This is a genomic window from Exiguobacterium sp. R-39, assembly GCF_049942815.1.
Lineage (GTDB): Bacteria > Bacillota > Bacilli > Exiguobacteriales > Exiguobacteriaceae > Exiguobacterium_A.
Window position 1 is genome coordinate 2,516,287 of the sequence record NZ_CP187965.1, and the last position, 25,100, is coordinate 2,541,386.

At 48.2% G+C, this 25,100-nt stretch carries 22 protein-coding genes; 8 read left to right on the forward strand and 14 right to left on the reverse strand.

Features of this window, described 5'->3' with window-relative positions:
• Window positions 1-7: 7 nt before the first annotated feature.
• On the reverse strand, window positions 8-340 hold the full coding sequence (locus tag ACP26N_RS13220) for an Asp23/Gls24 family envelope stress response protein (protein ID WP_233494498.1): 333 nt from the start codon (window positions 338-340) through the stop codon (window positions 8-10).
• A gap of 51 nt (window positions 341-391) precedes the next feature.
• Window positions 392-1,459, reverse strand: coding sequence for an acyltransferase family protein (locus ACP26N_RS13225; RefSeq protein ID WP_131502249.1), 1,068 nt, complete (start codon window positions 1,457-1,459; stop codon window positions 392-394).
• 43 nt (window positions 1,460-1,502) lie between these two features.
• On the opposite strand from ACP26N_RS13225, the gene ACP26N_RS13230 reads away from it, so the two are divergent.
• On the forward strand, window positions 1,503-2,243 hold the full coding sequence (locus tag ACP26N_RS13230) for an SGNH/GDSL hydrolase family protein (protein WP_131502250.1): 741 nt from the start codon (window positions 1,503-1,505) through the stop codon (window positions 2,241-2,243).
• Window positions 2,244-2,606: 363 nt separating this feature from the next.
• Window positions 2,607-3,080, forward strand: a complete 474-nt coding sequence (locus ACP26N_RS13235; protein WP_131502251.1) for a hypothetical protein — start codon at window positions 2,607-2,609, stop codon at window positions 3,078-3,080.
• A gap of 63 nt (window positions 3,081-3,143) precedes the next feature.
• Here the strand turns inward: ACP26N_RS13235 and ACP26N_RS13240 are convergent, their stop codons facing one another.
• Together ACP26N_RS13240 and ACP26N_RS13245 are read right to left on the reverse strand one after the other, a co-directional pair.
• Window positions 3,144-3,743, reverse strand: coding sequence for an alpha/beta hydrolase (locus ACP26N_RS13240; protein ID WP_426354037.1), 600 nt, complete (start codon window positions 3,741-3,743; stop codon window positions 3,144-3,146).
• Window positions 3,740-4,678, reverse strand: coding sequence for a VOC family protein (locus tag ACP26N_RS13245; RefSeq protein ID WP_426354039.1), 939 nt, complete (start codon window positions 4,676-4,678; stop codon window positions 3,740-3,742). Before ACP26N_RS13245 ends, ACP26N_RS13240 begins: the two co-directional genes overlap by 4 nt.
• 179 nt (window positions 4,679-4,857) lie before the next feature.
• Between ACP26N_RS13245 and ACP26N_RS13250 the strand changes: the two genes are divergently transcribed.
• From ACP26N_RS13250 to ACP26N_RS13260, 3 genes are all read left to right on the forward strand, one after another.
• Window positions 4,858-5,751 (forward strand): ABC transporter ATP-binding protein, encoded by an 894-nt coding sequence (locus tag ACP26N_RS13250; RefSeq protein WP_131502254.1) that lies wholly within the window; start codon window positions 4,858-4,860, stop codon window positions 5,749-5,751.
• Window positions 5,741-6,940, forward strand: coding sequence for an ABC transporter permease (locus ACP26N_RS13255; RefSeq protein ID WP_426354040.1), 1,200 nt, complete (start codon window positions 5,741-5,743; stop codon window positions 6,938-6,940). The genes ACP26N_RS13250 and ACP26N_RS13255 overlap by 11 nt, the downstream gene beginning before the upstream one ends.
• Window positions 6,941-7,006: 66 nt before the next feature.
• Entirely contained in the window at window positions 7,007-7,438 is a 432-nt protein-coding gene (locus tag ACP26N_RS13260) for a hypothetical protein (protein ID WP_131972279.1), read from the forward strand.
• 103 nt (window positions 7,439-7,541) lie between these two features.
• Here ACP26N_RS13260 and ACP26N_RS13265 read toward each other — a convergent pair whose 3' ends face one another.
• From ACP26N_RS13265 to ACP26N_RS13300, 8 genes are all read right to left on the reverse strand, one after another.
• Window positions 7,542-8,171: a helix-turn-helix domain-containing protein gene (locus ACP26N_RS13265; RefSeq protein WP_131502256.1), complete on the reverse strand. Its 630-nt coding sequence runs from the start codon at window positions 8,169-8,171 to the stop codon at window positions 7,542-7,544.
• A 25-nt stretch (window positions 8,172-8,196) separates the two neighbouring features.
• Complete coding sequence (locus ACP26N_RS13270; RefSeq protein WP_131972278.1) at window positions 8,197-10,131, reverse strand: ABC transporter permease; 1,935 nt, start codon at window positions 10,129-10,131, stop codon at window positions 8,197-8,199.
• Entirely contained in the window at window positions 10,097-10,861 is a 765-nt protein-coding gene (locus tag ACP26N_RS13275) for an ABC transporter ATP-binding protein (RefSeq protein ID WP_131502258.1), read from the reverse strand. Before ACP26N_RS13275 ends, ACP26N_RS13270 begins: the two co-directional genes overlap by 35 nt.
• Window positions 10,854-11,846 (reverse strand): sensor histidine kinase, encoded by a 993-nt coding sequence (locus ACP26N_RS13280; RefSeq protein ID WP_131502259.1) that lies wholly within the window; start codon window positions 11,844-11,846, stop codon window positions 10,854-10,856. Before ACP26N_RS13280 ends, ACP26N_RS13275 begins: the two co-directional genes overlap by 8 nt.
• Complete coding sequence (locus tag ACP26N_RS13285) at window positions 11,843-12,529, reverse strand: response regulator transcription factor (protein ID WP_131502260.1); 687 nt, start codon at window positions 12,527-12,529, stop codon at window positions 11,843-11,845. Before ACP26N_RS13285 ends, ACP26N_RS13280 begins: the two co-directional genes overlap by 4 nt.
• 82 nt (window positions 12,530-12,611) lie before the next feature.
• Entirely contained in the window at window positions 12,612-14,528 is a 1,917-nt protein-coding gene (locus ACP26N_RS13290; protein WP_131502261.1) for an FtsX-like permease family protein, read from the reverse strand.
• On the reverse strand, window positions 14,515-15,276 hold the full coding sequence (locus ACP26N_RS13295; protein ID WP_131502262.1) for an ABC transporter ATP-binding protein: 762 nt from the start codon (window positions 15,274-15,276) through the stop codon (window positions 14,515-14,517). The genes ACP26N_RS13290 and ACP26N_RS13295 overlap by 14 nt, the downstream gene beginning before the upstream one ends.
• Window positions 15,277-15,441: 165 nt before the next feature.
• Window positions 15,442-15,945 carry a PTS sugar transporter subunit IIA gene (locus ACP26N_RS13300; protein WP_426354045.1) on the reverse strand — a complete coding sequence of 168 codons (504 nt, stop codon included), beginning with the start codon at window positions 15,943-15,945 and terminating at the stop codon, window positions 15,442-15,444.
• A 174-nt stretch (window positions 15,946-16,119) separates the two neighbouring features.
• Between ACP26N_RS13300 and ACP26N_RS13305 the strand changes: the two genes are divergently transcribed.
• Window positions 16,120-17,826: a M3 family oligoendopeptidase gene (locus ACP26N_RS13305; protein ID WP_131502263.1), complete on the forward strand. Its 1,707-nt coding sequence runs from the start codon at window positions 16,120-16,122 to the stop codon at window positions 17,824-17,826.
• Between the two features lie 181 nt (window positions 17,827-18,007).
• On the opposite strand, the gene ACP26N_RS13310 is transcribed toward ACP26N_RS13305, so the two are convergent.
• Window positions 18,008-20,809: a putative bifunctional diguanylate cyclase/phosphodiesterase gene (locus ACP26N_RS13310; RefSeq protein WP_426354047.1), complete on the reverse strand. Its 2,802-nt coding sequence runs from the start codon at window positions 20,807-20,809 to the stop codon at window positions 18,008-18,010.
• A gap of 128 nt (window positions 20,810-20,937) precedes the next feature.
• On the reverse strand, window positions 20,938-21,360 hold the full coding sequence (locus ACP26N_RS13315) for a CBS domain-containing protein (RefSeq protein ID WP_012371366.1): 423 nt from the start codon (window positions 21,358-21,360) through the stop codon (window positions 20,938-20,940).
• A 176-nt stretch (window positions 21,361-21,536) separates the two neighbouring features.
• On the opposite strand from ACP26N_RS13315, the gene ACP26N_RS13320 reads away from it, so the two are divergent.
• Together ACP26N_RS13320 and ACP26N_RS13325 are read left to right on the forward strand one after the other, a co-directional pair.
• Entirely contained in the window at window positions 21,537-23,780 is a 2,244-nt protein-coding gene (locus ACP26N_RS13320) for a methyl-accepting chemotaxis protein (protein WP_426354049.1), read from the forward strand.
• A gap of 164 nt (window positions 23,781-23,944) precedes the next feature.
• Complete coding sequence (locus tag ACP26N_RS13325; protein WP_426354050.1) at window positions 23,945-25,099, forward strand: helix-turn-helix domain-containing protein; 1,155 nt, start codon at window positions 23,945-23,947, stop codon at window positions 25,097-25,099.
• Window position 25,100 lies beyond the last annotated feature (1 nt).

Consider the following 25,100-nt stretch of genomic DNA (forward strand, 5'->3'; position numbering starts at 1 on the left):
TTTTTGATTATCCTTTTAATAAACCGATTACACGTACATTAATCGCTTGCGGTTGGAATGCTAACATGTTTTCCATGTCTTGTGCAATCCGTTCCTGTACTTTTCCTGCTGTCTTGATGATCGACATCCCGTATTTGATATGGACCGAGAGACTGACCGTAATCGCACCGTCCACATCTTCGACCTTCACGAGTTTGACCATCTGTTTTTCCTGTAACTTCGAATCGTCCTGTGTAAAGGCAATTCCTTCTGTTTCCTGAACTGCTACCCCGGCAATCACTTCAATGACTTGTTGGGAAACGTTTACGACACCATCCGCATTGTTTAAGTTATATGACATACTTTCCACGCCCTTCATCTATTAATCGCTCTACTTTAAAGTGTATAGCATTTAGCCTTTTTTTGAAAGGTCTTGTCGTTCTTCGACGATTGGACGAATGTCGATTTCAATCAGTGGACGCATCAGGCGGACAACGAACGGATGAATGATTACTCCGACGATCAACAGGGCGACACCGATGACGACCAGCAAGGCGAGCCAAGTTTGCGGCACGAAGGCTGTCGTCGCGTACTGACGCCATGCCATGACGAAGAAAACATGAAGCAAGTAGACATATAAGCTGAGCTCACCCGCCCGTGTAACAAGCGGCAGACGACGCATCGGAACGAGCATCATGAATCCAAGCGATGCTGTAATCGACAGGAAGTAGATCACACTGTGCTTCAACACACCGATCCAGGCATCACTGTCATATTGTTCGACATACGGGAAGCGGTGCTTGAATGCATTCGCCAGAGCGACGATTTCTTGCGGCGTATCGCGCCACGCTTCATATAGGAGAAAACCGATGACACTCGCGAACGCCAGTCCGCCAATTAACCGGACATTCATTCTCCGTTTGAAGCTTTTCGGCATTTCAAAAATCCGGATGAACTCATGTTCCGACAAGTAGTTACCGAGCAGGAAGTAGGGATAGAACATGATCAATTTCCGTAAGGCCAAAAAACCTGTGTTTTCGAGCTCAAAGCCGTACAATAAAGCAAAGGCGAGTCCGAACCAGACATACCCACGCAGATGGACGACATACGGTGTAACGATATACCAGACGACCATGACGAACAAATACCAGAGTGCCCAGTAGGGACGCAACAGATGCGTGCCGAGATTTTGTCCGGACAACAACGGCAATCCTTCTCCAAACGTCGCCCATGAACCAATCAGGATTTGCCAGACACAATAGACGGCAAACAGTTGGATGACACGCAAGTACTTGTTTTCACGGAAGAAGTAGCCGCTTAAAATAATAAATAATGGCATGTGAAACGAATAAATGATCAAGTACACCGTTTCGAGTAACTTTCCATCGTAATCAAACCGTAAATCCGTCAGCATATGACCAATTACTACGAAAATGACAAGGAATCCTTTGATATTATCAAACCACGGATTTCGATTCATGTTACACTACCCCTTATACTCCCTCGAAAGGAACGATTGTTTTATGAAAAAAGCACTAGTCATTCTCTCGGTCGTCGCAAACGTCGTCCTCCTCGCCCTATTGCTCGGACGCAAACCGATCGAGTTATTCGAGCAGGCCTTTCCTGCCACCACTACACAACCCATCACGACATTCCAATATACGAAAAATCCGAACTACGTCCGGTTGAATAGTCTCTTTCATACTTATCAATACCCAAAATCACCGAATTCTGTCATGCTCGGTGACTCCATGACGAATTTTGGTGATTGGCGGATTTTGCTCAATGATCCGACAATCGTTAACTTCGGGATTCCCGGCGATACGACGGAAGGATTTTTGACCCGGCTTGACCTGATTGTCGAGTTGAAACCGAAACGTGTCTTCCTGATGGGCGGCATCAATGACATCCGTCACTTCACTCCGATTCCGACCATTACGGAAAACATGACGACGATCGTGACGACGCTGCGAAAAAATAACATTGATGTCGTCATTCAGTCAACACTACCCGTCGCACCCAAGTATTCCGATTCGGTCCGCGTCAATCGTGACGTCGAAGCCCTGAACCGGAATCTTGAACAGCTTGCGAAATCTGCTGGTATTCCCTTTGTTGATTTACGACCTGAGTTGACCAATCAGCAAGGTTACCTTCAAAACCGGATGACGTACGACGGGCTTCATTTGGTCGGTGGCGGCTATCTTCGATGGAGCGACGCACTCAAACCGTTTGCTGAAAAAATTCAGATTACGGAAAACAAATAACAGTCATTAAAAAAGGAGATTCCGATTTTTACGGAATCTCCTTTTTTCAGCACTCATCTACACGGTGACAGGCACCATGTCATTAGTCTTCCTGGTTTTTGACACCCATGTATGCGGCAACGCTTGATGCTGAAAATACAGCAATTGCGACGATACCGACTGCAATCCATACCACTTGATCCATCATTTTTCCCCCTTGTATGTAACCGTTCACTTTCTTTTTTTAGCGTACACGAAATTCGTCAAGAAAGAAACACATTTTCTATGTCTAACGACTAGACGTTTCGGGAAAAAGTAACTATAGTAGAAGGACAAGTATAAATTGTCAGAAAATTCGATTATTTAAAAAAGGAGGTGATTCTGATGTCAACCCCAATCCTGAAACCCCGATTTCAGATGAAGCAACAACAACGAAGTATAGTCAACTTTAGTTATTGGCTTGTCATCGGTATCATTGGATGGACGATGATCAGTTTCGTAACCGGACTTCGCAATCAGCTGGCGGGTCTCCCAATCTACGAAAGCATCCCGCTTGTGTTGGCTGTCCTCTTAACCACCGGCGTCCTGTTAAAAATGGCCCGGGATGAATGGTGGATCCGGTATCTCAATCGTCAAACCCAGTTTTACATCGGTCATGAAACCGTCGTGACCTGGTGCCTCATCATCGATAGCATGTGGTTGATCCGTAAACCGATGCGCCGTGAACTCCGTCACCTCTACCGACACATCACCCAAACGAAAACATCATCAGAAGCCATCGAGACGCTTGCGAACGAGCTCGTCGAACGTGGTGTCCTCATCGTCTATTCCCGTCCTAAGAGCGACCATCCTGCTTGAACAAAAAAAGAGCATGGAATGTCAGGACATCTGCTCCCTGCATCCCGTGCTTTTTTGCTGTCGTTATTTTTGAGTCAGCCATTCTGCTGCTGCTTCGATCGTCGGCATGACGAGCTGATGACCGTGCTTTGACCAGGTCACATCAACCGTAGCTCCTGCCTGTTCAAAAATCGCTTTCAAATCTTCCGTCTCCGAAGCCGGACAGATTGGATCGTTCGTTCCGGCTCCGATAAAGATTCGAACCCGCGACGAATCCGGTAACGTCACACCGCGACGCGGTACCATCGGATGCAATAAAATCGCCTGTTCAAATAACCGTTCTTCAAACATCATATTCGCTGCGATGTTGGCACCATTCGAATAACCGACCGGGATGACATCTTGAAGCGAAAAGTCCGACGTGCGGCTCATGTCTTTCACGAACTCCATCAAACGGGCTGTCCGGAGGGCGAGATCCTCTTCATCAAAAACCCCTTCCGCCAATCGTTTGAAGAATCGGGGCATTCCGTTTTCCGTCACCTCACCCCGGACCGACAGATAACCGGCCTCCGGATCGAGGAGCCGGACGAGTCCGACTAAATCCTGTTCCGTCCCGCCTGTTCCGTGCAATAAAAGAAAAATGGGTGCGCCTGGTCGTTTAGCAGGTTCAAATAAATGAATCATATGAGTCTCCCCTTTGGTAGTCTGATGGGTGCGACATGTCCTTCAATTGTCGCCCGGTGTGCTTCGAACTGTTCCGGTAATTTTAACGCTTCTCCTAATACTTCAAATGCTTCATCGACCGCAAATCCCGGATTATCGGTAGCGATTTCATGCAGAATCCGTCCACGGTCGTGGAAGTAGACCGATGTAAAGTAATTCCGGTCTTTCACTTCTGTCGTCATCAAGCCAAACGTATTGATTTGTTTCATCCAGTCCATTTGCTGTGCCTGATCATCGGCCCGCCACGCGATATGGTGGACGGTCCCGGCACCCGGTCGCCCAACCGGTACGTTCGTATGCAGGATATCGACGGTGTTGCCGAATTCGCCTTCCGCTTCATAACGATCCATCGTCTCGGAACGTTTCGCAACCGTTAATCCGAATACATCCGTTAAGAGACGTCCTGTATCTGCCGGATCATGCGACAACAAGGTCGCACCGGCAAACCCTTTGATGGCGACATCGGTTGAGATGCCGTCGATTTCAAAGCGGCTGTTTGCGCCTTTGCTGCGTTCGACGAGTTCAATCTGTAATCCGTGCGGATCCTGAAAGACAAGTTGTTTTTCGCCGAAACGTTCGGCTTCTTCAAAGACAACTCCTTTTTCCGTCAAACGGTTTTTCCAAAAGTCATAGCTCCCAGTCGGAATCGCATATGCCGTCGTTCCAACCTGCCCCGCTCCGACTTTCCCCTGCTGCATGCCTTCAAACGGGAAAAAGGTGATAATCGTCCCGGGTGCACCCGATTCATTGCCAAAATAAAAATGATAGGTTCCCGGATCGTCAAAGTTGACCGTTTTCTTGACGAAACGCAGACCAAGCGTCGTACCGTAAAAATCAAGATTTTCCTGTGGATTACCGACCATTGCTGAAATGTGATGAATGCCTTTTGTTTTCATATTCGTTCACGCTCCCTTCTCATCATTCCCTTTAACACAATAATAGTAACTTATTTACTAAAAGTAAATTATTATGCTTGAACATCTCTTTTTTGGAACCTTTCTTCCATTTCCCCGTAAGAATAAGAGATACTTCAACTGGACCATGCATTTTATCTGAATGAGGGAGGACTGATTCCATGCTTGAAATCAAAGCCATCACGAAACGATTCGGGACGTTCACAGCGGTCGACGATTTATCATTCGAAGTGCCGGAAGGACAGATTTTCGGATTACTCGGAGCGAACGGGGCCGGAAAAACAACGACGTTCCGGATGTTACTCGGTTTATTGAAACCGACGGAAGGGTCGATCACCTGGAAAGGACAGCCGATTCCTTTATCAAAAATCGGTTACCTTCCTGAGGAACGTGGCTTGTATCCGAAAATCCGGGTCGACGAACAATTGATTTTTTTAGCCGAACTACGTGACATGAAACGAAAAGATGCTAAACAGTCTTTACTCGAATGGCTCAATTACTTCCAGATTCCGCAGTACGAAAAGATGCGTGTCGAACAATTATCAAAAGGTAATCAACAAAAGATCCAATTGATTTCTGCCGTCTTACATAAACCGGACCTGCTGATTTTAGATGAACCGTTCAGCGGACTCGATCCCGTTAACGTCGAACAACTGAAAAAAGCGGTCCGGAAACTGACGGCAGAAGGAACGACCATCGTCTTCTCGAGCCACCGAATGGATCATGTTGAAGAACTGTGCGAACATGTCGCTATTCTCGATCACGGGAAACCGGTCGTCGCCGGTTACCTGCCGGAAATCAAGGCCGGATACGGCAAGACACGGGTCTTGTTGACGACAGATGCCCCTGCCCTGCTTTGGGATGCATTGCCGGGAATTCTCCAGGTCGAATCAGACGGAACCGGTCACAATTTACAGGTGGAATCGAAAGAAGCTGCCGATTCCCTGCTCCGTCATTTGATTACGGAAGGATTCCATGTCGAACGATTCGTCTGGGATCAACTATCCCTGCAGGACATCTTCATCGAGGAGGTTGGAAAACGTTATGAACCGTAAATTCCTGACATTGTATCGGTTTAGTCTGTTTCAAAAATTACGCGCGAAAAGTTTTCTCATCTCGACCGTTCTGATGATTGTGTTCCTCGTTGGATTCAGCAACATCGAACGGATCATCGACTGGTTTTCGGGCGATGACCCGAAAATCGCAGTCGTCAGCTCCCTGGAAGCTCCGATCATTCCCGTCTTAAAAGACGTCGGTATCAAAACGAAGATTACCGAAAAAGACTATTCCCTGAAACAGGCGCGACAAGTCGTCGACAAAGGAACGTATGATGCTGTCGCCTTATTGTCCGACGATCCGTACCGGGTGACGTTAATCAGTGCCAGTCCGGAACAGGAGTTGCAGACGCAACTGTCTGCCGCTTTAAAACAGGTCCGTGATCAGACGGTCATCACTGACGCCGACGTCGATCCGGCGTTGCTTGCTTCGCTTGCCGCTCCCATCGACGTCAAACAAGAATTGACATCGACCGGCGGCAAAAGCGAAGACGAATTGTTCGCTGCTTCCGCCCTCGTCTATGTATTGCTGTTCCTGATGTACTTTACGATTGCCATCTACGGCGGCATGATCGTGACGGAAATTGCCAATGAAAAATCATCGCGTGTCATGGAATTGCTGATTTCTGCCGCCAGCCCGATTCAGCATATGTTGGCGAAAATCACCTCGATCGCCACCGTCAGTCTGATTCAATTATCGTTACTCGTCGGAGTCGGCTATTACAGTGCCCAAAGCAGCAGTCTGTTTGATCAGCTGTCGCTTGATTCACTGAGCGTCAAGACGATTGTGTATCTGTTCGTCTTCTTGCTCGGTTATCTGCTGTATGCGACGCTGCTCGCCGCCCTCGGTTCGCTCGTCAGTCGGGTTGAAGATGCCCAACAGGTCACCTTGCCGGTCATCATGTTGATCGTCGCTGCTTTCACGGTGTCGATTTTCAGCCTGAACGCCCCGACGAACCAGGCAGTCGTCATCCTGTCATTCGTGCCGTTCTTTACCCCGATGTTGATGTTCTTACGTGTCATGCTGACGGAAGTCCCGGTCTGGCAAGTCGCGTTATCCCTCCTCCTGATGGGAATCAGCATCGCCCTCGCCCTGTTCGTCGGAACACGATTCTATCGCGGGGGTGTCCTCTTTTACGGATCAAATCCGTTGAAGCAACTGCGTCGTATTTTAGGTGGCCGCCAGTAGTAGTTTACAAGACGAACCGTTTCCGCTATCGTTAGGTGAGAAAAAGCCTTGAGGAGGAATTACGTTATGCGGTCTCGTTTTTGGGCAGCGATTTTATTCACAGCTGCCGCCATCGTCTCGTCCCTTGTCATGTTTACGAAATTTCCACAAGCAAGTGAGACATGGAAGCTGGTCCTCGCTTATGGCGGAGTGACATTCATCGTCAGTTTATTTTATTGGTCTTTCGTCGCTGTACGCGTCCAGTCCTCCCGTTTATATGGAAGCTGGATCGGCGTCTTTATCGGTGGAACAACAGTCTTACTCGTTTGTGTCGCTCGTTTCCTGATTCGGGGAGACTTCATGATGATTTTAAAATGGCAGGCCATGCTTGGCAGTCTGACTTTAAACTTCGGATATGTCGGCTGGGTGCTTGTCATCGCAAATGCCTTCATCGGTTTCTTGATTGGACGGACACGACAAAAAGGACGCCGGGCACCACGTCCTGCGCCACAGCGTTAATTCATTTAAAACAGAACTGACTTGAACGTCAGTGTTCATACAAACGAGGAAGACGGATATTACATCCGCCTTCCTCGTTTGTTTATCCTTCCGTTCGGATCGTTTATTTACGGTGATAACGTGCCCGGTCAACTGATTGACTGAACTTCGTATAACAATCGGTTACTGTCGTCTCGGTTTCTTCCGTCAGACGATTGAGGTATTCATCGAGTTGAAGCATCGTCGGGAGTTTGTCCGCAAACAATTCGAACGTCTCGTTCGCCTCTTCCCGTTGCAGTTCCCCCGCCTCCATGACTGCTTCCACCAATTCGTGAAAAATCCGCTGTTCCGTCGCACTCATGGTCTGTTCAATCCGTTTGACGTCTTCGTCATACATTAAATCGAACAGGCGCATCCGTTCTTCCAGTTGTTGTTCAATCATTGTTTCATCTTGTCCCATCGTCTGTTCATACGCCAATCGCATTTCTTCGAGCGGCGTTCTTTCCTGCATGACGAACTTCAAGGACTCCCCGGTCCAGATGTGTCGTGCCAAGTAACTGGAATCGATATGCAGGGCCTCCGCCAAAGATTCGATATACGCTTTCGTCGGATACACTTCGCTGAGTTCCGTACGACGAATGAAATAGGGGGCAACCCCAAGATTTTCCGCCAACTGGTCGATTGAAATTCCGGCACGTTCCCGTAAGATTCGGATGCGGTCACCGTATCCCCGGTAAGGTGAATGGTCCAGCATATTATCCCTCCTCGCTATGCTATTATCATACCCTTGAATCGGGTATCGGATACATCGAACTTTCGCACGATTTTTTCATCAGATGCCGCGGATAGCGGACCCATAAAGGCAAGATACTGATGAAATAACAGCCGGTGACGATTCCGATCCAGGTGAAGGATAAGGGAAGAAACGGACCGATTTCCAGTCCCCCATTCGATAAGATGACCTGAAAGAGCAACCAGGCATGAAAAATCGAAATGAAGTACGGAACCATCAAGACCGTACCGTATTTGATGAACAGGAAACGACGGATGCTCCGTTTACTGAAACCGAGCGCAGACAATGTCTTTAACCGCTTTTGTTCACGTTCTGCCGTCATCTGCATCCAGACGTGCAGGAAGCTCGCATTGATGACAAACAGCCAGACCGTCAACAGAATGACAACAAACGAGACCAGCCGGATGATGCGAATCCCGTCCAGTTTATCTTCCGTCTCATTGATCAGCTGGTACGGAACCGGAGTGTTTTTACCTAGCTCTGCTTTGGATTGAATTTCCCGGACAATCGACATCCAACGCGTCCAGCGGTCCGTCCCGTAATCGGCATACGATGGTGTATCAAAGACACGGATATGGAATACCGGACGATCCATCGTGGTAAAAGCACGGTCACTGACGACGAATAATGTTTCAATCCGGTCATTGTACCCGAATAGCAGACGATGTTCCGCCATCGGCTCAAGCCGGTAGCCGGCTTGCTTCATCCCGGCTTTTGCTTTTTGCATCGTCGGTGTCACTTCCTTGACTTGAACCGGACGGGCCGGAATCATGAAAGTTTGTTTGTCCGTCAACAGCGTCCGTTGCTCATGACCCAGATGCTTCATCAGTTCGTTATAATCCGATAACGGAATTACGTACCGGGTCTTGACTCCTTTGAGCCGGACATCCTGCCGGTATTTGTCCGGAAACGTTTTTGTCATCGTCCGTTCCAGTTTTTCCAGACGTTCGGACGGGACGGCAGCTTCTTCGTAATAGACCAGTCCGAATTGATTGTTCGACGACAGATCAAATCCGATCAGTTGAAAGATAAAGACGAGACCGACGGCCGTCAAAGCACAGGAGGTCAAGATTGTTCCGAGCGCGACCAGCGTACTGTTCGTTTTTAACTGAATCGCGATTTCCGAGACGATTAACTTCCGTAACGACAACCGTCGCGGACGATACAGTTTAAGCACCATCGGGATGACGTGACGGCAGAAAAAGAACGAGCCGACAAAGATGATGAAAGGAAAGACGAACAGAAAGGTATCTTGTTGTGTCAATGCCATGAAATATCCGTAAAACAGAATGAGCACTGCCACTCCCTGCATCGTAAGACCAAACCGGATCCGGAAGCGCGAACGGGACCGGACAGGACGATCCGGTCGGAATCTATAAATCGCGAGGACGGTCGCAATCAAGAGGGTCAGGAGCGCACCTGCAATCAACACTAAAAACGAGGTAAGGGACAGTTCAATCGTCAGTCGCGGTAAGAACATTACTTTTTCAATCGAGAGTAACATCAGTTTCGTCAGGACGACACCGAGCGTGATACCGCCGATGATCGCCAGCCCGCCGACAATCAGGATTTCAATCATAAAATATTTCAGGAAATGCGAAAATCCGCTTCCGAGCGTCCGCATCACCCGTAAATCGTTTTTCCGGTGCTCGAGCATCGTATACGTTGTCGAATAAATAAACAAGATACTAAAAAACAGGATGATGACTTCGGCAATGAATACAAACAGCATCGTCAGTTCGATGACCTGATTGAGTTGACTTAAAACTTTGGCGATGTTCTGAAACGATTCGCTGACGACGAGGTTCCAGTAACTCGTCGCAATCGTCATCGCGACGATGATCGTCAACGCGTATCCATAGTAGAGACGCTGGTACCGCTTGATGTTACGTAGGGCGTATTGCAGATAAGTGATGTTCATCCCCTCCTAATAACGAGAGCGACTCAATGACACGCTGAAAGAAGACCCGGCGTGGTTCATCCCGGAACAATTCCGTTTGAATGCTGCCGTCTTTCAGGAACAGGACGTGATTGCAATACGAGGCGACCGTCGGATCATGGGTGACGATGACCATCGTCATGCCTGCCGCATTCAATTCTGCCAGCAATTCCATGACGTGTTTCGTCGCCTGAAAATCAAGAGCGCCCGTCGGTTCGTCCGCGAGCATCAGCCGCGGTGCGTGAATCAGGGCACGCCCGATCGCCGTCCGTTGCCGTTGCCCGCCGGATACTTCATCCACCTGTTTGTCGAGCAATTCGTCAATCTGCAACCGTTTTGCGAGATGTTGCATTTCTTCCCGGGCTTCCTTCGTCTTTTTTCCGCTGAGCATCAGAGGAACGAGCATATTTTCAGCCACCGTCAACGAATCCAGCAAGTTGAACTCCTGAAAGATGATTCCGAGCGTCTCACGCCGGAAGCGGGTTGTTTCTTTCCGTTTGAACGTTGCCGTATCGATATCTTCAATCAAAATCGATCCCCAACTGGGTTGATCGAGTGTCGCGAGCAGGTTGATCAAGGTCGACTTTCCGCTGCCGGACGGTCCCATGACGGCGACCATCTCCCCTTCCTCCACCCGAAAGTTGATATCCGTCAATGGTTGTTCCGTCACTTTTCCGGGATAGACTTTTCCTAACTGTTTGACTTCAATCATGTTGTTTCCCTCCTACCAGTGTAAGACGACAGGTCGTTCCGACACCTTCCGTGCTGTCGAGTTCAATCGTATGCCCGAGCTTCAGACAAATCTGACTGACGAAGTACAGTCCCATCCCGGTTGATTCTCCGTAACGTCGTCCATTTTCGCCCGTGAAAAATGCATTGAAGACACGCGGGACGTCACGTTTCGGAATCCCGACGCCGTCATCTTCAATCGTCAGCACGATTTTCCCGGATTGTTCGACCGCCCGAATGCAGACTTCGTGACCATGACCGGCTGTATATTTGACGGCATTCGTGATCAATTGCAACACTAAAAAGCGGAACCACTTCGAGTCGGTATAGATATAAAAATCCGGTGAGAGTTCCAGCTTCGGATACACTTTATTTTTGACGAACAGCCGTTTTTCCTGATTGATGATACTCGTCACCAGCGTCCGAAGATTTAAACGCTCCGCCTTCAAGTCCGTTTCAATCGCTTCGAGACGCGACGAATACAGCATCTGATCCAGTCCGATTCGCATCCGGTCGACTTCATGGCGTAAGTCCGCCTGGAACTGTTCCCCCGGATGCTCGAGAATCAATTCGATGACCGAAAGCGGCGTCTTCATTTGATGAATCCATTGATCGACGTACCGGTGCCGTTCCTTTTCCTTCCGCCGCTCCGCAAACAGACTGTTTCGAAAGACGGTCTGTTGCCGTTCTAAAAAGTGTTCGACGGCTGCCGCAAGCGGTTCGTCGCTGTCCGCCCGGATGGGTTCTGCGACCGATTGAATCGGTGTCTGCAATCGTTTGAGCAACGGTAACATACTAAAGAAACGGTAACTTAAATAAATCAGCAAGGCGATTGCATTTAAAAGAGCAATATAAAAAAAGGCAGCCGGGCGATAGAGGTCATATAACCATAAGATGAGGAACAAGGCTACCATCTGTCCGCTGAAGAAAAGAATGCCCGGAATCGTATGTCTGAAAAAAAGTCTCATTTGTCGAGGACCAGTTTATAGCCGACTCCCCGGACCGTTTCAAGGCCCCCGATTCCGATTTCCGCCAGTCGTTTCCGTACACGGGTGATGTTGACGTTCAGCGTGTTTTCATCGACGAACGCTTCATCATCCCAAATCCGTTCCAACAAGTCACCCCGACTGACAATCCGTGGACTCACCGTCAATAACATCTCTAAAATCAATCCTTCTTTTTTCGATAGTTCAATAGACCGTTCCTCATGTTCGACGATATAACGATCCAAATACAATGTCAGACCGGCACGACTGACCGTCCGCTCCTCACTCTCCTGGGACAATGTCCCATACGCACGTCGAATCTGACTTTTGATTTTCGCAATGACGACGGCTCCCTGGAAGGGTTTGACGATATAGTCATCCGCTCCATATTCGAGTGCCATGACTTGATCCATCTCCCCGACACGGGCCGAGATGAACAGGATGGGTGCCCGCGTCTTCATCCGGAGCTGACGGCACCAATAAAATCCGTCAAACTTTGGCAAGTTGACGTCCAACAGGATGACGTCCGGTTGCGTTTCTTCGAATCGAGCGACGACATCTCCTAATCCATCTTCGTGAATGACATGAAAATCGTACCGTTCCAACAGTTCTTTTAATAACAGTGCAATCTGTTGATCGTCTTCTACTAATAAAATGGTTTCCATCTGCAGATTCAACTCCTTCTTCCTCCATGATACCGAACAAAAAATGGACTGGAAACGATTATTCGTTTCCCGCCCATTTGAATTAGATGACGATCCGCCGATAAGCACGCACCGTGACGAGATAGTACAACAGATAAACGATGGTATAACAACCGATTGCAAGTGACATCGGTAACCGCAAATCATAGTTCAACAATTTTTGCAGAACTTGCATCGCAAACAGACTGTGGACCAGACCAAGCAGATACGGCAAGACGAACATGAAACCGACCGAGCGTCGGATGATACCGGTCTGCTCTTGCTGATCGACACCAATCTTTTGAATGATTTCAAACCGTTGTTTCGATTCTTCTGCTTCCGCAAGCATTTTAAAGTAAATGATGGATCCAGTCGCCAGTAAAAAGACGAGTCCGAGGAATCCGGCGGCAAAGGCAAGCAATCCTGTCGTCGCCGTCGTCATGGCGTAGACCGGATAATAGGCTGCCATCTCTGTCTCTGCTTTTTCACCATACAACTGCTCCAGTCGGTTGATCAGCCCGTCATCCGACCGTTCGTCGGAGAACTGATAGTTCGTCAGCATGGCAGCTTTTTCCGGCATTATCGCAAAGGCATCATCCGAAACAGCAAAGGCCAACCGTTTTTTCGCATACAGTTGAGTAAGTGGTAGATTCGTCGCACCGGTAATCCGAAAGGACGAATGTGTGTCTTTAAACGTCACTCCGATTGGGGACCGAACGGATTCCTCCAATAAATCATTGCCTTTGAACGTCTCAAGGACAATCGCTTCGCCTGTTGCCGGTTCGGGTAGCACACGTTTTCCGTTACTCTTCGCGAGCTTCTGATAATCGGAATAACTGATATAACTGAACTGTCCGGGTTCCCCGTCAAACGCGTATGTCTGGTACGACGTCGTAAACGACAGCGGATTCGGCAGCTCCTCGAGCGTATGATTGACGTTCTTGACGTTGACCATCGTCCGCGACTCAATTGTCTGATTCGATGACCGGATTAATTTTTCTGCCTCTGCTTGTTTGCTTGCAACTGACAAGCTGTATGGCATTTGTTCCTCGACCGTCCGATCGATGTAATAGTAGATCGATGTCGCTGTCCCGACTGTCGTCAGCGTGACGGCAGTGATGACGGTGATCGTCGACAACATGACAGCATTCGATTTAATCCGCGATATCAATTGCCCGTGTAAAATCAAGTTCGTGCCACGGTAATGCCGAAGGCGTTTACTGACGACACGCAGTAAAAAAATCGTGAAGTAGCTCATCGTGCCGAACGTTCCGACAATGATACAGACCATCAAAATCGGTGCGACGATTGTAAAGTGAGCGAGCAACGGTTTCCCCGTCAAGTAATAACCGGTACCAATCAATAAGACGGACACTACGGCAAGAACCGGATGCACTTTCGGGATGGTTTCAACCTGCTGTTTCGCCTTAAACAATTCGATCAAGGTAAACCGGTAAATCGTCCGGGCTGAACGGAGCGCAATCACAAGGAAGATTGTCAAGAAGACAACAACCGTCTGACCGATTGCACCGGCGTTGATCGAAAAATCTGCTTCAATCGTCATTCCCATCACGTACGCCAACAGTTGGACAAAATACTTCGAGGCGACCGTACCAAGCAGAACTCCAATCAACAGCCCAATCAATCCATACCCCATCGTCTCAAGAAACAGCAACTTCGCAATCTGTTGGCGTTCGAGACCAAGTAAGGCATACAGACCGATTTCCTGTTTCCGGCGTCGTAAGAAAAAATCACTCGAATACCAGATAAAGATGGCGGAAAAGAGTGCCAGAATCACACTCGAACCTGTAAAGACCGTCCCGAGTTTTCCGTACAATTCATTGGCTTGTAACATCGCTTCATTGGAGCGGATTGCTAAAAACGTATAGTAAATTAAAATCGCAAACGTGACAGCACCGAGATACATCACATTCTGACGGATGTTCTTTAAATTCCGGAAAGCTAACTTAAACAAGTTCACGAACCGCACCTCCGAGTTCACGTTGAACTTCCATGATTTGCTCGAAAAACTCTTTGCGTGTCCCGAACTGATGAATTTCACGGAACAATTCGCCGTCTTTGACGAACAGAACCCGTTCCGCATACGACGCGGTTACCGGATCATGCGTCACCATCAAAATCGTCGCCCCCTGTTCGTTCAGACCGGCCATTGCTTCAAGCAGACCGGTCGCTGATTTTGAATCGAGTGCACCGGTCGGCTCATCCGCTAAAATCAGTGACGGCTGATGGACGATTGCACGTGCGGCGGCCGTTCGTTGTTTTTGACCACCAGACAGTTCGGACGGCCGTTTCGCGAGTAACTCCCCGATTCCAAGCTCTCGGGCGACAGATGCGACCCGAACCAAAATATCGGCTTTCGGGACCTGCTGTAACGCAAGCGGTAAGGCAATGTTTTCTTCGATGGTCATCGTATCGAGCAGGTTAAAATCCTGAAAGATAAAACCAAGCTGTTCCCGCCGAAAACGGGCCAGCTGTTTTTCCTTCATTGCGGTCACATCTTCCCCGTTAATCTGAATCGTACCGTCCGTCGGTTGATCGATCGTTGACAATAGATTTAACAATGTTGATTTTCCGGCTCCAGACGGACCCATGATACTGACGAATTCTGCGTCGTGAATCGTCAGTGTCGTCGGCCGGAGAGCCTCATGTCGGGCATTTTTCGTCTGATAGACTTTCGTAATCTGTTCTGCGTGTAAGATGGCTTTCATGATGTGTTTCCTCCCGTATTCTTCATGTTGCTTTTAGTATAAGGAACACCATTCCTTTCAAAGAATCGGCTAGACTTTCATTCATCTTACAAAACAGTAAGCTCGGGTATGAGACGACAAAAAAAGCCCCCTCATCTAGGACAAGGGGACTGATTCGGTGTGTAATTATTTATGTGTTGCTTTGAAGAGTTCTGTTTCGCCTGCGACAACAGATGTTCCTTCAGCCGGTACTACAGAAAGTGTAAATTGATCGTGGTTCGTCACGATGATTGGTGTGATTGTTGATGGTGCGTTCGCACGGATGAAGTCGAGGTCGAATTCAACAAGAACGTCACCGGCTTTCACTTTATCACCAGATTGGACGTGTGCTGTGAAGCCTTCACCTTTAAGGTTAACTGTATCTAATCCAACGTGGATCAATAACTCAAGACCGTCTTCGCCTTTAAGACCAATCGCGTGTTTTGTCGGGAAAATGGTTTCGACCGTTGCGTTGATCGGTGAAACGACTTTACCTTCCGTTGGTTCGATGGCGATACCGTCGCCCATCATTTTTTGCGAGAAAACTTGATCGGGTACGTTCTCGATGCTGACGATTTTACCTGTAAGGGCAGAAGCAATTTTCGTGTTTCCTTCATCATTACCACCAAACAATTTTTTAAAGAATCCCATGATACTATCCCTCTACTTTCTCGATCGTTTTCTTCTTGACGAAGATTCGATTTTTTTATAGGAGCCAGTTAAATACGAACTCGCTCACGTTCTCACAAAAAGCATACGTTTGTAACTCTGGTTTTGCAAGTATTTTTGTGTGATAATAGTTAGAAATCACAAGGAGGCGCTTACATGTTAACATTTTCAGAACTTACATATGTCCGTCCTGACCTGAACGTCCTTGAAACTTCCATGCATGCTGCAATCGCTCGTTTGCGTGAAGCAACTGAGGTAGACACAGCAAACAATGCCATCTCTGAGATTAATACCCTTAGAAATCAATTTGAAACAGCCAGTCAACTCGTGGAGATTCGTCACACGATCGATACACGCGATGGTTTCTATGAAACGGAGCAAGGTTTCTTTGACGAAGCAGGTCCGGTTTATCAAGGATATGTCTCGAGTTATTATCAAACGTTAACGACGCATCCCCTCCGCTCTTCACTTGAATCCACATGGGGGAAACAACTTTTCTTACTGGCGGAAGCCAGCTTAAAAACGTTTTCTGACGCCATCATTCCAAAACTCCAGGAAGAAAATCGTCTGGCAAGTGAATATACGAAGCTGATGTCGGCGGCGCAAATTGAATTCGACGGCAAGACATTGAACTTGTCCCAGTTTGGTCCATATCTTCAGTCGGCCGACCGGACTGTCCGAAAAGCCGCTTCTGAAGCACGTTACGGCTACTTAAAAGAGCACGGCGACGCGATTGATACGATTTACGACAAACTTGTTCATGTCCGGACCGATATCGCGAAGACACTTGGTTTCCCGTCATTCGTTGAACTCGGTTACGCCCGGATGTTGCGTGTCGATTACGATCAATCGATGGTCGAAAACTACCGGGAACAGATTCTCGAGACGATTGTCCCGATTGCAACATCCCTCAAAGAACGCCAGCAACGCCGGATTGGTGTCGATTCTCTTTATTATTACGATGAAGGATTTGCTTTCAAATCCGGAAATGCGACACCACAAGGCGAAGAAGCGTTCATCATCGAAGGCGGAAAGAAAATGTACCGCGACATGTCACCGGAGACAAACGAGTTCTTCGAGTATATGCTCGAACGCGGCGCACTCGACTTGACGGCCAAACCGGGGAAAGCCGGCGGCGGTTATTGTACGTATATCGCTGATGAAAAACTGCCGTTCATCTTCTCGAACTTTAACGGAACGGCCGGCGACATCGATGTTCTGACACACGAAGTCGGACACGCCTTCCAAGTCTATGAGAGCCGTCATTTCACGGTGCCGGAATATGGATTCCCGACGTACGAAGCGTGTGAAATCCACTCCATGTCGATGGAATACTTCGCTTACCCGTGGATGGAAGAATTCTTCGGCGATCAGACGGCGAAGTATAAGTTCAGTCACCTTGCCGGTGGCGTCACATTCTTACCATACGGCGTCGCAATCGATGAATTCCAGCATGTCATCTACAATCAACCGGAACTGACACCGGCAGAACGCCGGACGGCATGGCGTGATATTGAGAAGAAATATCTGCCACACCGGAACTATGAAGAAAATGATTATCTCGATTCAGGTGCCTGGTGGCACCAGCAGGGTCACGTCTTCGGCAGCCCGTTCTATTATATCGATTATACGCTCGCACAAGTCTGTGCCTTCCAGTTCTATGCCTGGATGGAACAAGACCGGGAAGCCGCTTGGAAATCGTATCTCGAGCTCTGTAAAGCCGGTGGATCGGAAAGCTTCCTGACACTCGTCGAACGCGCCGGACTGAAATCACCATTCGCTCCTGGTACGGTCGGTGCAGCCGTCGAACCGATCAAAGCTTATTTATCAGAAACGGATGATCTCGCACTCGACCGTGTTTGATTGATTCGCAAGAAAGAACATCAAAAAACGAACCGCCGGATTCCTGATTAGGGTAATCTTCGGTTCGTTTTTTGATTGGTTGTTTCACGAGAAGAATCGAAAGAAAGTTCCGTTCAAACGAAAAATGACCGCTTCCCACCATCAGACGGGAAGCGGTCATTTTGTATCATCGAGCCGGTCATCATCCCGACAGTTTAATATCCTCTTGATACCGGTCATACCAGATTTCAAATTCATCGGCTGGAACCGGACGGGAGTAATAGAAACCTTGACCATATTCACAGTCCAGTTTTCGTAAATTCTCTCCCTGTTCGGCTTGTTCGATTCCTTCCGCCACGACATCATATTTTAACGTGTGGGCGAGTCGGATGATCGTCTCGATCAACGGTGCGTTTGAACAGGCATCGGTCCCGCTGATAAACGACCGGTCAATCTTCAGACGCTGAATCGGAAGACGGCTTAAATACGACAGCGAGGAATAGCCGGTCCCAAAGTCGTCGATCGCCAGTCGGTAACCGAGCTGATGCAACGTCTGCAACGCATCGAATACGCGTGTATCGGAAAAGACACCAAATGATTCTGTAATTTCAAGTTCCATCCGTTGTTCAATCCCGGGATAACGGTCCCTGACATCCGTTAACAACTCGACGATTCGTCCCGAGACCAACTCTTTGACGGATAGATTGGCAGACACACGAAGCGACGCAAGCGGTGTCCCTTCCCATCGTCTGACCTGATTGACGGATTCCTGGACGACCCACATCCCGATTTCTTCGATCAACATCGATCGTTCGGCAATCGGAATAAAGACGGCCGGACTGATCATGCCACGCTCTGGATGGAACCAGCGGAGCAGGGCTTCGCATCCATCGACCGTTTTTGTCTTCAGATTGATTTGAGGCTGATAAAACAGTTGCAGTTCGTTTCGGGCAATCGCTTCCCGTAACTCTGCTTCTAAGACGACCGATTCGCGGTATTCTTCACTCATCCAGGACTCAAACCAGATGGGTCCACCCGTTTGTTCCCGTTTCGCATGTTGCATCGCGATATCGACTGAAGACAGCAACGAGGTCACCGCGACCGCGTCATCCGGATAACGGACCATACTCATACTGATGTTGACATCAATTTTTTCACCATCGATTCGGTAAGGACGTTCCAAAATCGTTTTCAGATCGCGGTAATCGACAATGTCCTGTTGGAAAATCAGGACGGCAAACTCATCGCCGCCAATCCGGGCTGCCGAACCTGTCCCGATGAAATGATGCCGTAAACGATTCGCCATTTCCTTTAAGATTTGGTCACCGGCACTGTGTCCGTAAATATCGTTGATCCGTCTGAACTGACGTACACCGATCGTGACCAATTCTCCCGGTTGCGGTGCAGCGATGGCTTCTGCCATTTTTTGTTCAAACCCGTTCCGGTTCAACAAGGAGGTCAGCACATCATACAATGCCAATTGTGTGATTCGTTCTTCCCGTTTGAATTGATCCGTCTCGTCATGACAGGTTAAATAAAGTGCTGTCCCATTGTCATTTTTCGACGGGACATGAATGATATTGACGAACATGTTCCGGATGTCTTGTTTGAAAATCATTTGGCAACGGATTGTCTGACTGTATCCCTCGATTGCCCGATTGAGTGCCCGGCGAAACCGATTTAAATCCGCCGGGTGAATCAGTTCTTCAATCGTCATCAATTCAGAGGATTGGGCCAGATGCTTGAAACGGTCGTTACTGCTAAGCAATTGAAAATCAGACGACAGCGCGACGATTGGATTCGTATTTTGAGAAAATAAGGACTCGATTTCCGCCTTCTTCTGTTTGATTTCCCTTGTTTTTTTATCGTTATAATCCAACAATCCGGAAATGATTGTCGTCATCGTCCGGAAGGCTTCGACGACCGGATGGAAGTCATTTGATTCCGGCACCTGATGATGCGACTGCTTCGGACCTTCCGCAAAAAAGTCTGCTTCTGCCTGCAGAATATGTAAGTCTTTTCGGAATGCCCGTAATAAGGATAACGTCAACAAAAGCAGCAATAGAATGACACAACACGTCGCGACGAACATTAACCAGGCATTTTGGATAAGTGTTGTCCCGTGTTCAGTCATTTCAGTCTGAACATTAGCAATCCCTTGATCGAACGAACGGTACATACTTGCCTGATACCGCCCTGCCACGTCATCAATCGTTCCATATTGCCGGAGTTCCGGTTGATTGATTGTCGCATCAATCATTCGTAAGTAAGCGTACATCTGGTTGCTCATGACGGAAATATCACGGCGACGATCTTCATATTCCGGTCGCATCGTCGCATAGAGGGACTGGATTAATGCATTGTTCCGCGAATTCAGCTCCTGGCGTATCTGCCGAAGGCGCAACAAATCAATCGAATTCAATTGGTCCTCTTTAGTGACACTGACTAAGAACTGTCCCGCCCTTCCGAACTCTTCCTGCATTAAAAAAAGATTTGAGAAGAACGAGTAATAGGTGCCGGTCTCTCCGCTTAAGTACAGTTGATTAAACAAGACTTCACTTTTATACGCAGTCGCTACCCGAAAGAATTGATGATCCGACTGATATCCTCCGGTCTGCAGACGGTTGATTTCAGCTAGGAGATCCTTTTGAGCAGGTCCTTCCATCTGTATTTTTTTAATCTGTTGACTCAATGCTGTCAGTTCAGTTTTCGTTTGTTGCCACGTATCGGTCCGTGCCGGAACGACATCTCTCGTTGTTTCACTTAAGGTGAGGTAATACTCATTCGTCAAATCCCGTTCGACCTGATTGAGTTGTTCAAAAATATCCATCCTATCACTTGATCGTTTGAACTGATACCCGTCTTCAAGATTTTTAGCCAGTTGTTGCATCGCGATTAGTAACGCTAACAGACCAATAACTGAAATCATCCATGAGAACGTTTTGTAGTAGGAGCGTTTTCGGAATGCTTCTACGATGGAGACTGGTGATAAACGTCGCAACACATCGTCCTCCCTAACTTGTCATTATGTTTCTATATCGTCCAACACAACCGGTTCTTGAAGTGAAAACGGGTCAATAAAAAGCACTTCTCTCCACTTTTCGTGAAAATCAGTGCTTTTTTTACTGGATTTCAGTATTGAACGTTTTCCCGCGCTACTTTTTTAGCAAAGTAGTCAATGATATCGCGTCGGCGAATGATCCCGATGAAGTGTTTTCCATCATCGATGACCGGTACGAAATTTTGATCGGTGATGACTTCAATCATCTCTTCCATCTGCGCTGTGATGGAAACCGGTTTGTACCGGACACGTTGCTTAATATCCGTTAAACGGGTTTGCAGGACATGATCATAATCCGCATGTTCAAGATTTTTTTCAAGTGCCCACAAGACATCCCCTTCCGTCAGGGTTCCTGCATATTTTCCCTTGTCATCAACGAGTGGGACCGACGTGAATCGATGATGTTTCATCTTTTCGAGTGCTTGTCTGACCGTTGATTCCGGATCTAAGTATTTGACTTCGTCTTTTGGTAATAAGAAAAAAGCAATATTCATTTCTGTTCCTCCCTAGCCACTCTGTGACACCCCTTCTATTTTATCATGAACTCCGGTTACGTTCAGTTCCCAAATCATGAAAATCTCCCCACAATTCCTTCATATTTAGTACTACCCTTCCGATAATCAGAATAGACAGATTTTATAGACTATTTCAAAAGATAGGAGAATTACATATGCGTCTTCCGATAACACGCCGTCTTTTCATCGGGTTGATTCTATTACCTGCCCTCACGTTAGGGGTCTCGACCTGGTTTTCCTACGATCAGACGAGTCAGACCGTCGAGCGACTGGTCGATTCGACTTCTCAAACGGCCTTAAAACAACTCGAACAATCCTTTTCCCGCATCATCGATGATACTAAAAAAGATACCACCCTGTTAGCCGGTCTTCCGTTCAACCGGACGAACGGACAACTACCGAATTACATACGCAATACTCCGGAGATTGGTGCGGAACTGCCTTCTCAAAAAGCAAAAGATATCTACAGTGTCCTTGAGAAATATGGTTCATCTAAAATCGAAAATTCCTTTGTTCAGTATGCCGATGTCAAAGGCGGTTATTTAAACTGGCCGAAACAGGAAGCAACGTCGGGTTATGATCCCCGTCAGGACGTTTGGTACAAACAGGCATTAGAAAATTCAAGTACGGTCGCAATGAGCGAACCCTACTATGATCAGGCGACCAAGCTTTCCGTCATCGGTTTTTCAAAAGCAGCGCTCGATGATCAGGCGAACATCAAAGGAGTCTTATCCGTCTACAAGAGTGTCGACCGGTTATCGGAAGACATGAAACGGATTGAAATCGGTCAACAAGGATTCGTCTTCAGTTATACGAAAGACGGTAAAGTCGTCACGCACCCGAATAAAAATTATTTCTTCAAAAAAGTCGATCAGTTACGTGAAGGTGGAAAAGCATACTTTGAAGCACCGAAACAAATGATCGACCAGGAATCCGGTTCGACGATCATGGATGTCGGCGGAAAAAAATCGGTCGTCATCTGGCAGTTGTCCTCGAAGACCGGCTTTAAATTAGCCGTCGTTCTCGACTACGCCTCGTTGTATGCGCCGAAGGATGCGATGCTGAAACAATCGTTAATCAATTTCGTCATTGCGATTGCCTTAGCGACATTGATCGCCTGGCTCATCGGCCGGTCCATCAATCGCCCGTTAGCCGGACTGCGTAATGAAGCATTAGCGATTGCGAGCGGCGATTTGCGATCAACGACCCGTCCGAAACGATGGATCCGCGATGAACTGTCTGATCTTGGCGAAAACTTTGACGCGATGCGCCAAAAGCTTCGTCAAACGATTACCGCGATGACTCAGTCAGCCGGAACCGTCCGGGATGCTTCGCAAGATTTGTCATCAAATGCGACCCACGTTCAAAATGCATCGGTTCAAATCGGACAGACGATGGAAGAAATCGCTTCCGCCGGTGAGACCCAAACCAAGCAAGCGGAACGGTCTTCCCAGGCGGTATATGGCGTCAAGGAACGGTCTGTCGCAATGCAGGCATCGGCTACCCAAACACTGAATGAAGTCGCTTCCGTTGCAACTGCAGCGGCACGCGGCAGCAGCTTAACGAAACAAACCATCACCGATTTATTACAGCATTCCGACTCGCTGGAGCAGGAAATCCAGAATACATCCGATTTCCTCAGCAATCGTTCGGAAGAGATCGGTAAAATCCTCGGAACGTTACAGGCCATCTCGAGTCAAACCAACCTGTTGGCCTTAAACGCGGCCATCGAAGCGGCGCGGGTCGGAGAACAGGGACGCGGGTTCGCCGTCGTCGCAAGCGAAGTACGGAAACTTGCCGAGGAAAGTGATCAGTCCGCGAAACAAATCAAACAGCTGCTCGATAACATCCAACATGAAACACAGACGGCGATGGGCGCGATGAACGGCGTCATGGATGACTTAAAGCAATCGCTCGAATCGGTCAAGACGACCGGTGTCGATTTCGAACAGATCGCCGGATCCGTCCAGCATGTCTCGAAACGGACAGAATCCTTAACGGGTGACATCAGTGCGCTGACGACGGCCACCGAAGAAGTCTCTGACGCGATGGGAACGATTCTTGCCTTGACGGAAGAAAATGCTGCCGGGATCGAGACGAGTGCCGCAAGCATCCAGGAAACGAATGCGACAATCGAAGCGGTTACGACAGCAGCGGCCCATCTCGCGCAAATCGCAACGGAACTTCATGCCCTGACCGTCGATTTCCAAGTGGATGAACCGATTGGCGGGGACGACCTTCTGCCGCCTGCCGAAGTATCTGAACCGGTTGTTAATGACACATCTTACGATCAAGTAGCGACGGCCTCACTCGATGAGCTGCCTGAAACCGAGGACGTATCAACTGATATCGAATCAATTGATACGGTCGACTCAGACTTTGACGACGCGCATCGTTAATCGATTTCACTTAAGACCAAACAGACATCAACAGCCTGAGCACGCAGGCCGTTGATGTCTTTTGATTTTTCGGCGTCCCCCGTGTCCAGGCGATTCTTGCTATACAATCGCCTGGACACGACGTAAACTGAAAACAACACGTTTAGAAGAAAGGAGGATTTCCAGTGTCACCCTTATCAACAGAAGATTTAATTCAGATCGCGGAAAGTCTTTACGGGACGACTGGTTTTTTTGTTTCGTACCAGCCCCTGACCGGTGAAGAACTGGACATCAGTCCTGTTGCCCCCTCCCATCCAAGCCGTTTATCGATCGAACAGGAGTGGCCTGCACCGGATCAGACACCGCTCCTGTATACATTAAAAGACGGGACGGCCTATCTGTTCATTCCTGTCCATGAACAAGGTCAGTACCGGATCGGTCCGGTCTTACTGCAGTCGGCCTTGTTCCGTGCGCATATCCAGGATGAAGCGTTCCATCAATTTTATAAATCCTTGACTCGAACGACGGAAAACCGGCTGATTGACTGTGCTCATCTGGTCCACCGCTTATTGACCGGCCAGCAACTCGCCAAACGGGACATCCGGACTGTATCGGAAAGCGAGGAGCAGGAAATCCCGTTGATTGCCGACGTTTCTCCCCATACGGCCACAACCGCCTACATCAAAGCATGGGAGCGGGAACAACAGATCATTGAATGGATTTCTTCCGGACAAAGCGAACGCTTAGCGACGACCTACTCTCTCCCCGCTTACGGTGAGTTCGGATCATTGGCACGTCATCAACCTTTACGGGCAGAAAAAAATCTTCTGCTCGGTACCGTTTTATTGAGCGCCCGGGCTGCCATCAATGGCGGGTTGGAACCGGATGAAGCCTTTATGCTCAGTGACCGGATGATTGAATCGATTGAGGCGGCAACCAGTATTTCCGAACTGCGAAACCGTCATGTCCGGATTACGGTCAGTTTTGCAGAAGCCGTCAAACAGATCCAGGAGTTACGCCATTCGCCGCACGTACTTGCCGCGATCCGTTATATCCAGCAGCATCTGTATGATCCTCTATCGGTCTCGTCAATCAGCCAGGCCATTCATGTCTCGGCGAATTATTTATCCGTCCTGTTCAAGGAAGAAACGGGTCTTCCACTCGCACGCTATGTCATTCGTGAACGGATCCGTGAAGCGAAAAGGTTATTGCGTTCGACGGATGATTCCTTACTGACCATCTCGAACAAGTTACATTTTTCGAGTCAAAGTCATTTCAGTCAAGCGTTCAAACAGACGACGGGCGAGACGCCGACTCATTACAGACAACATCATTTTTAAA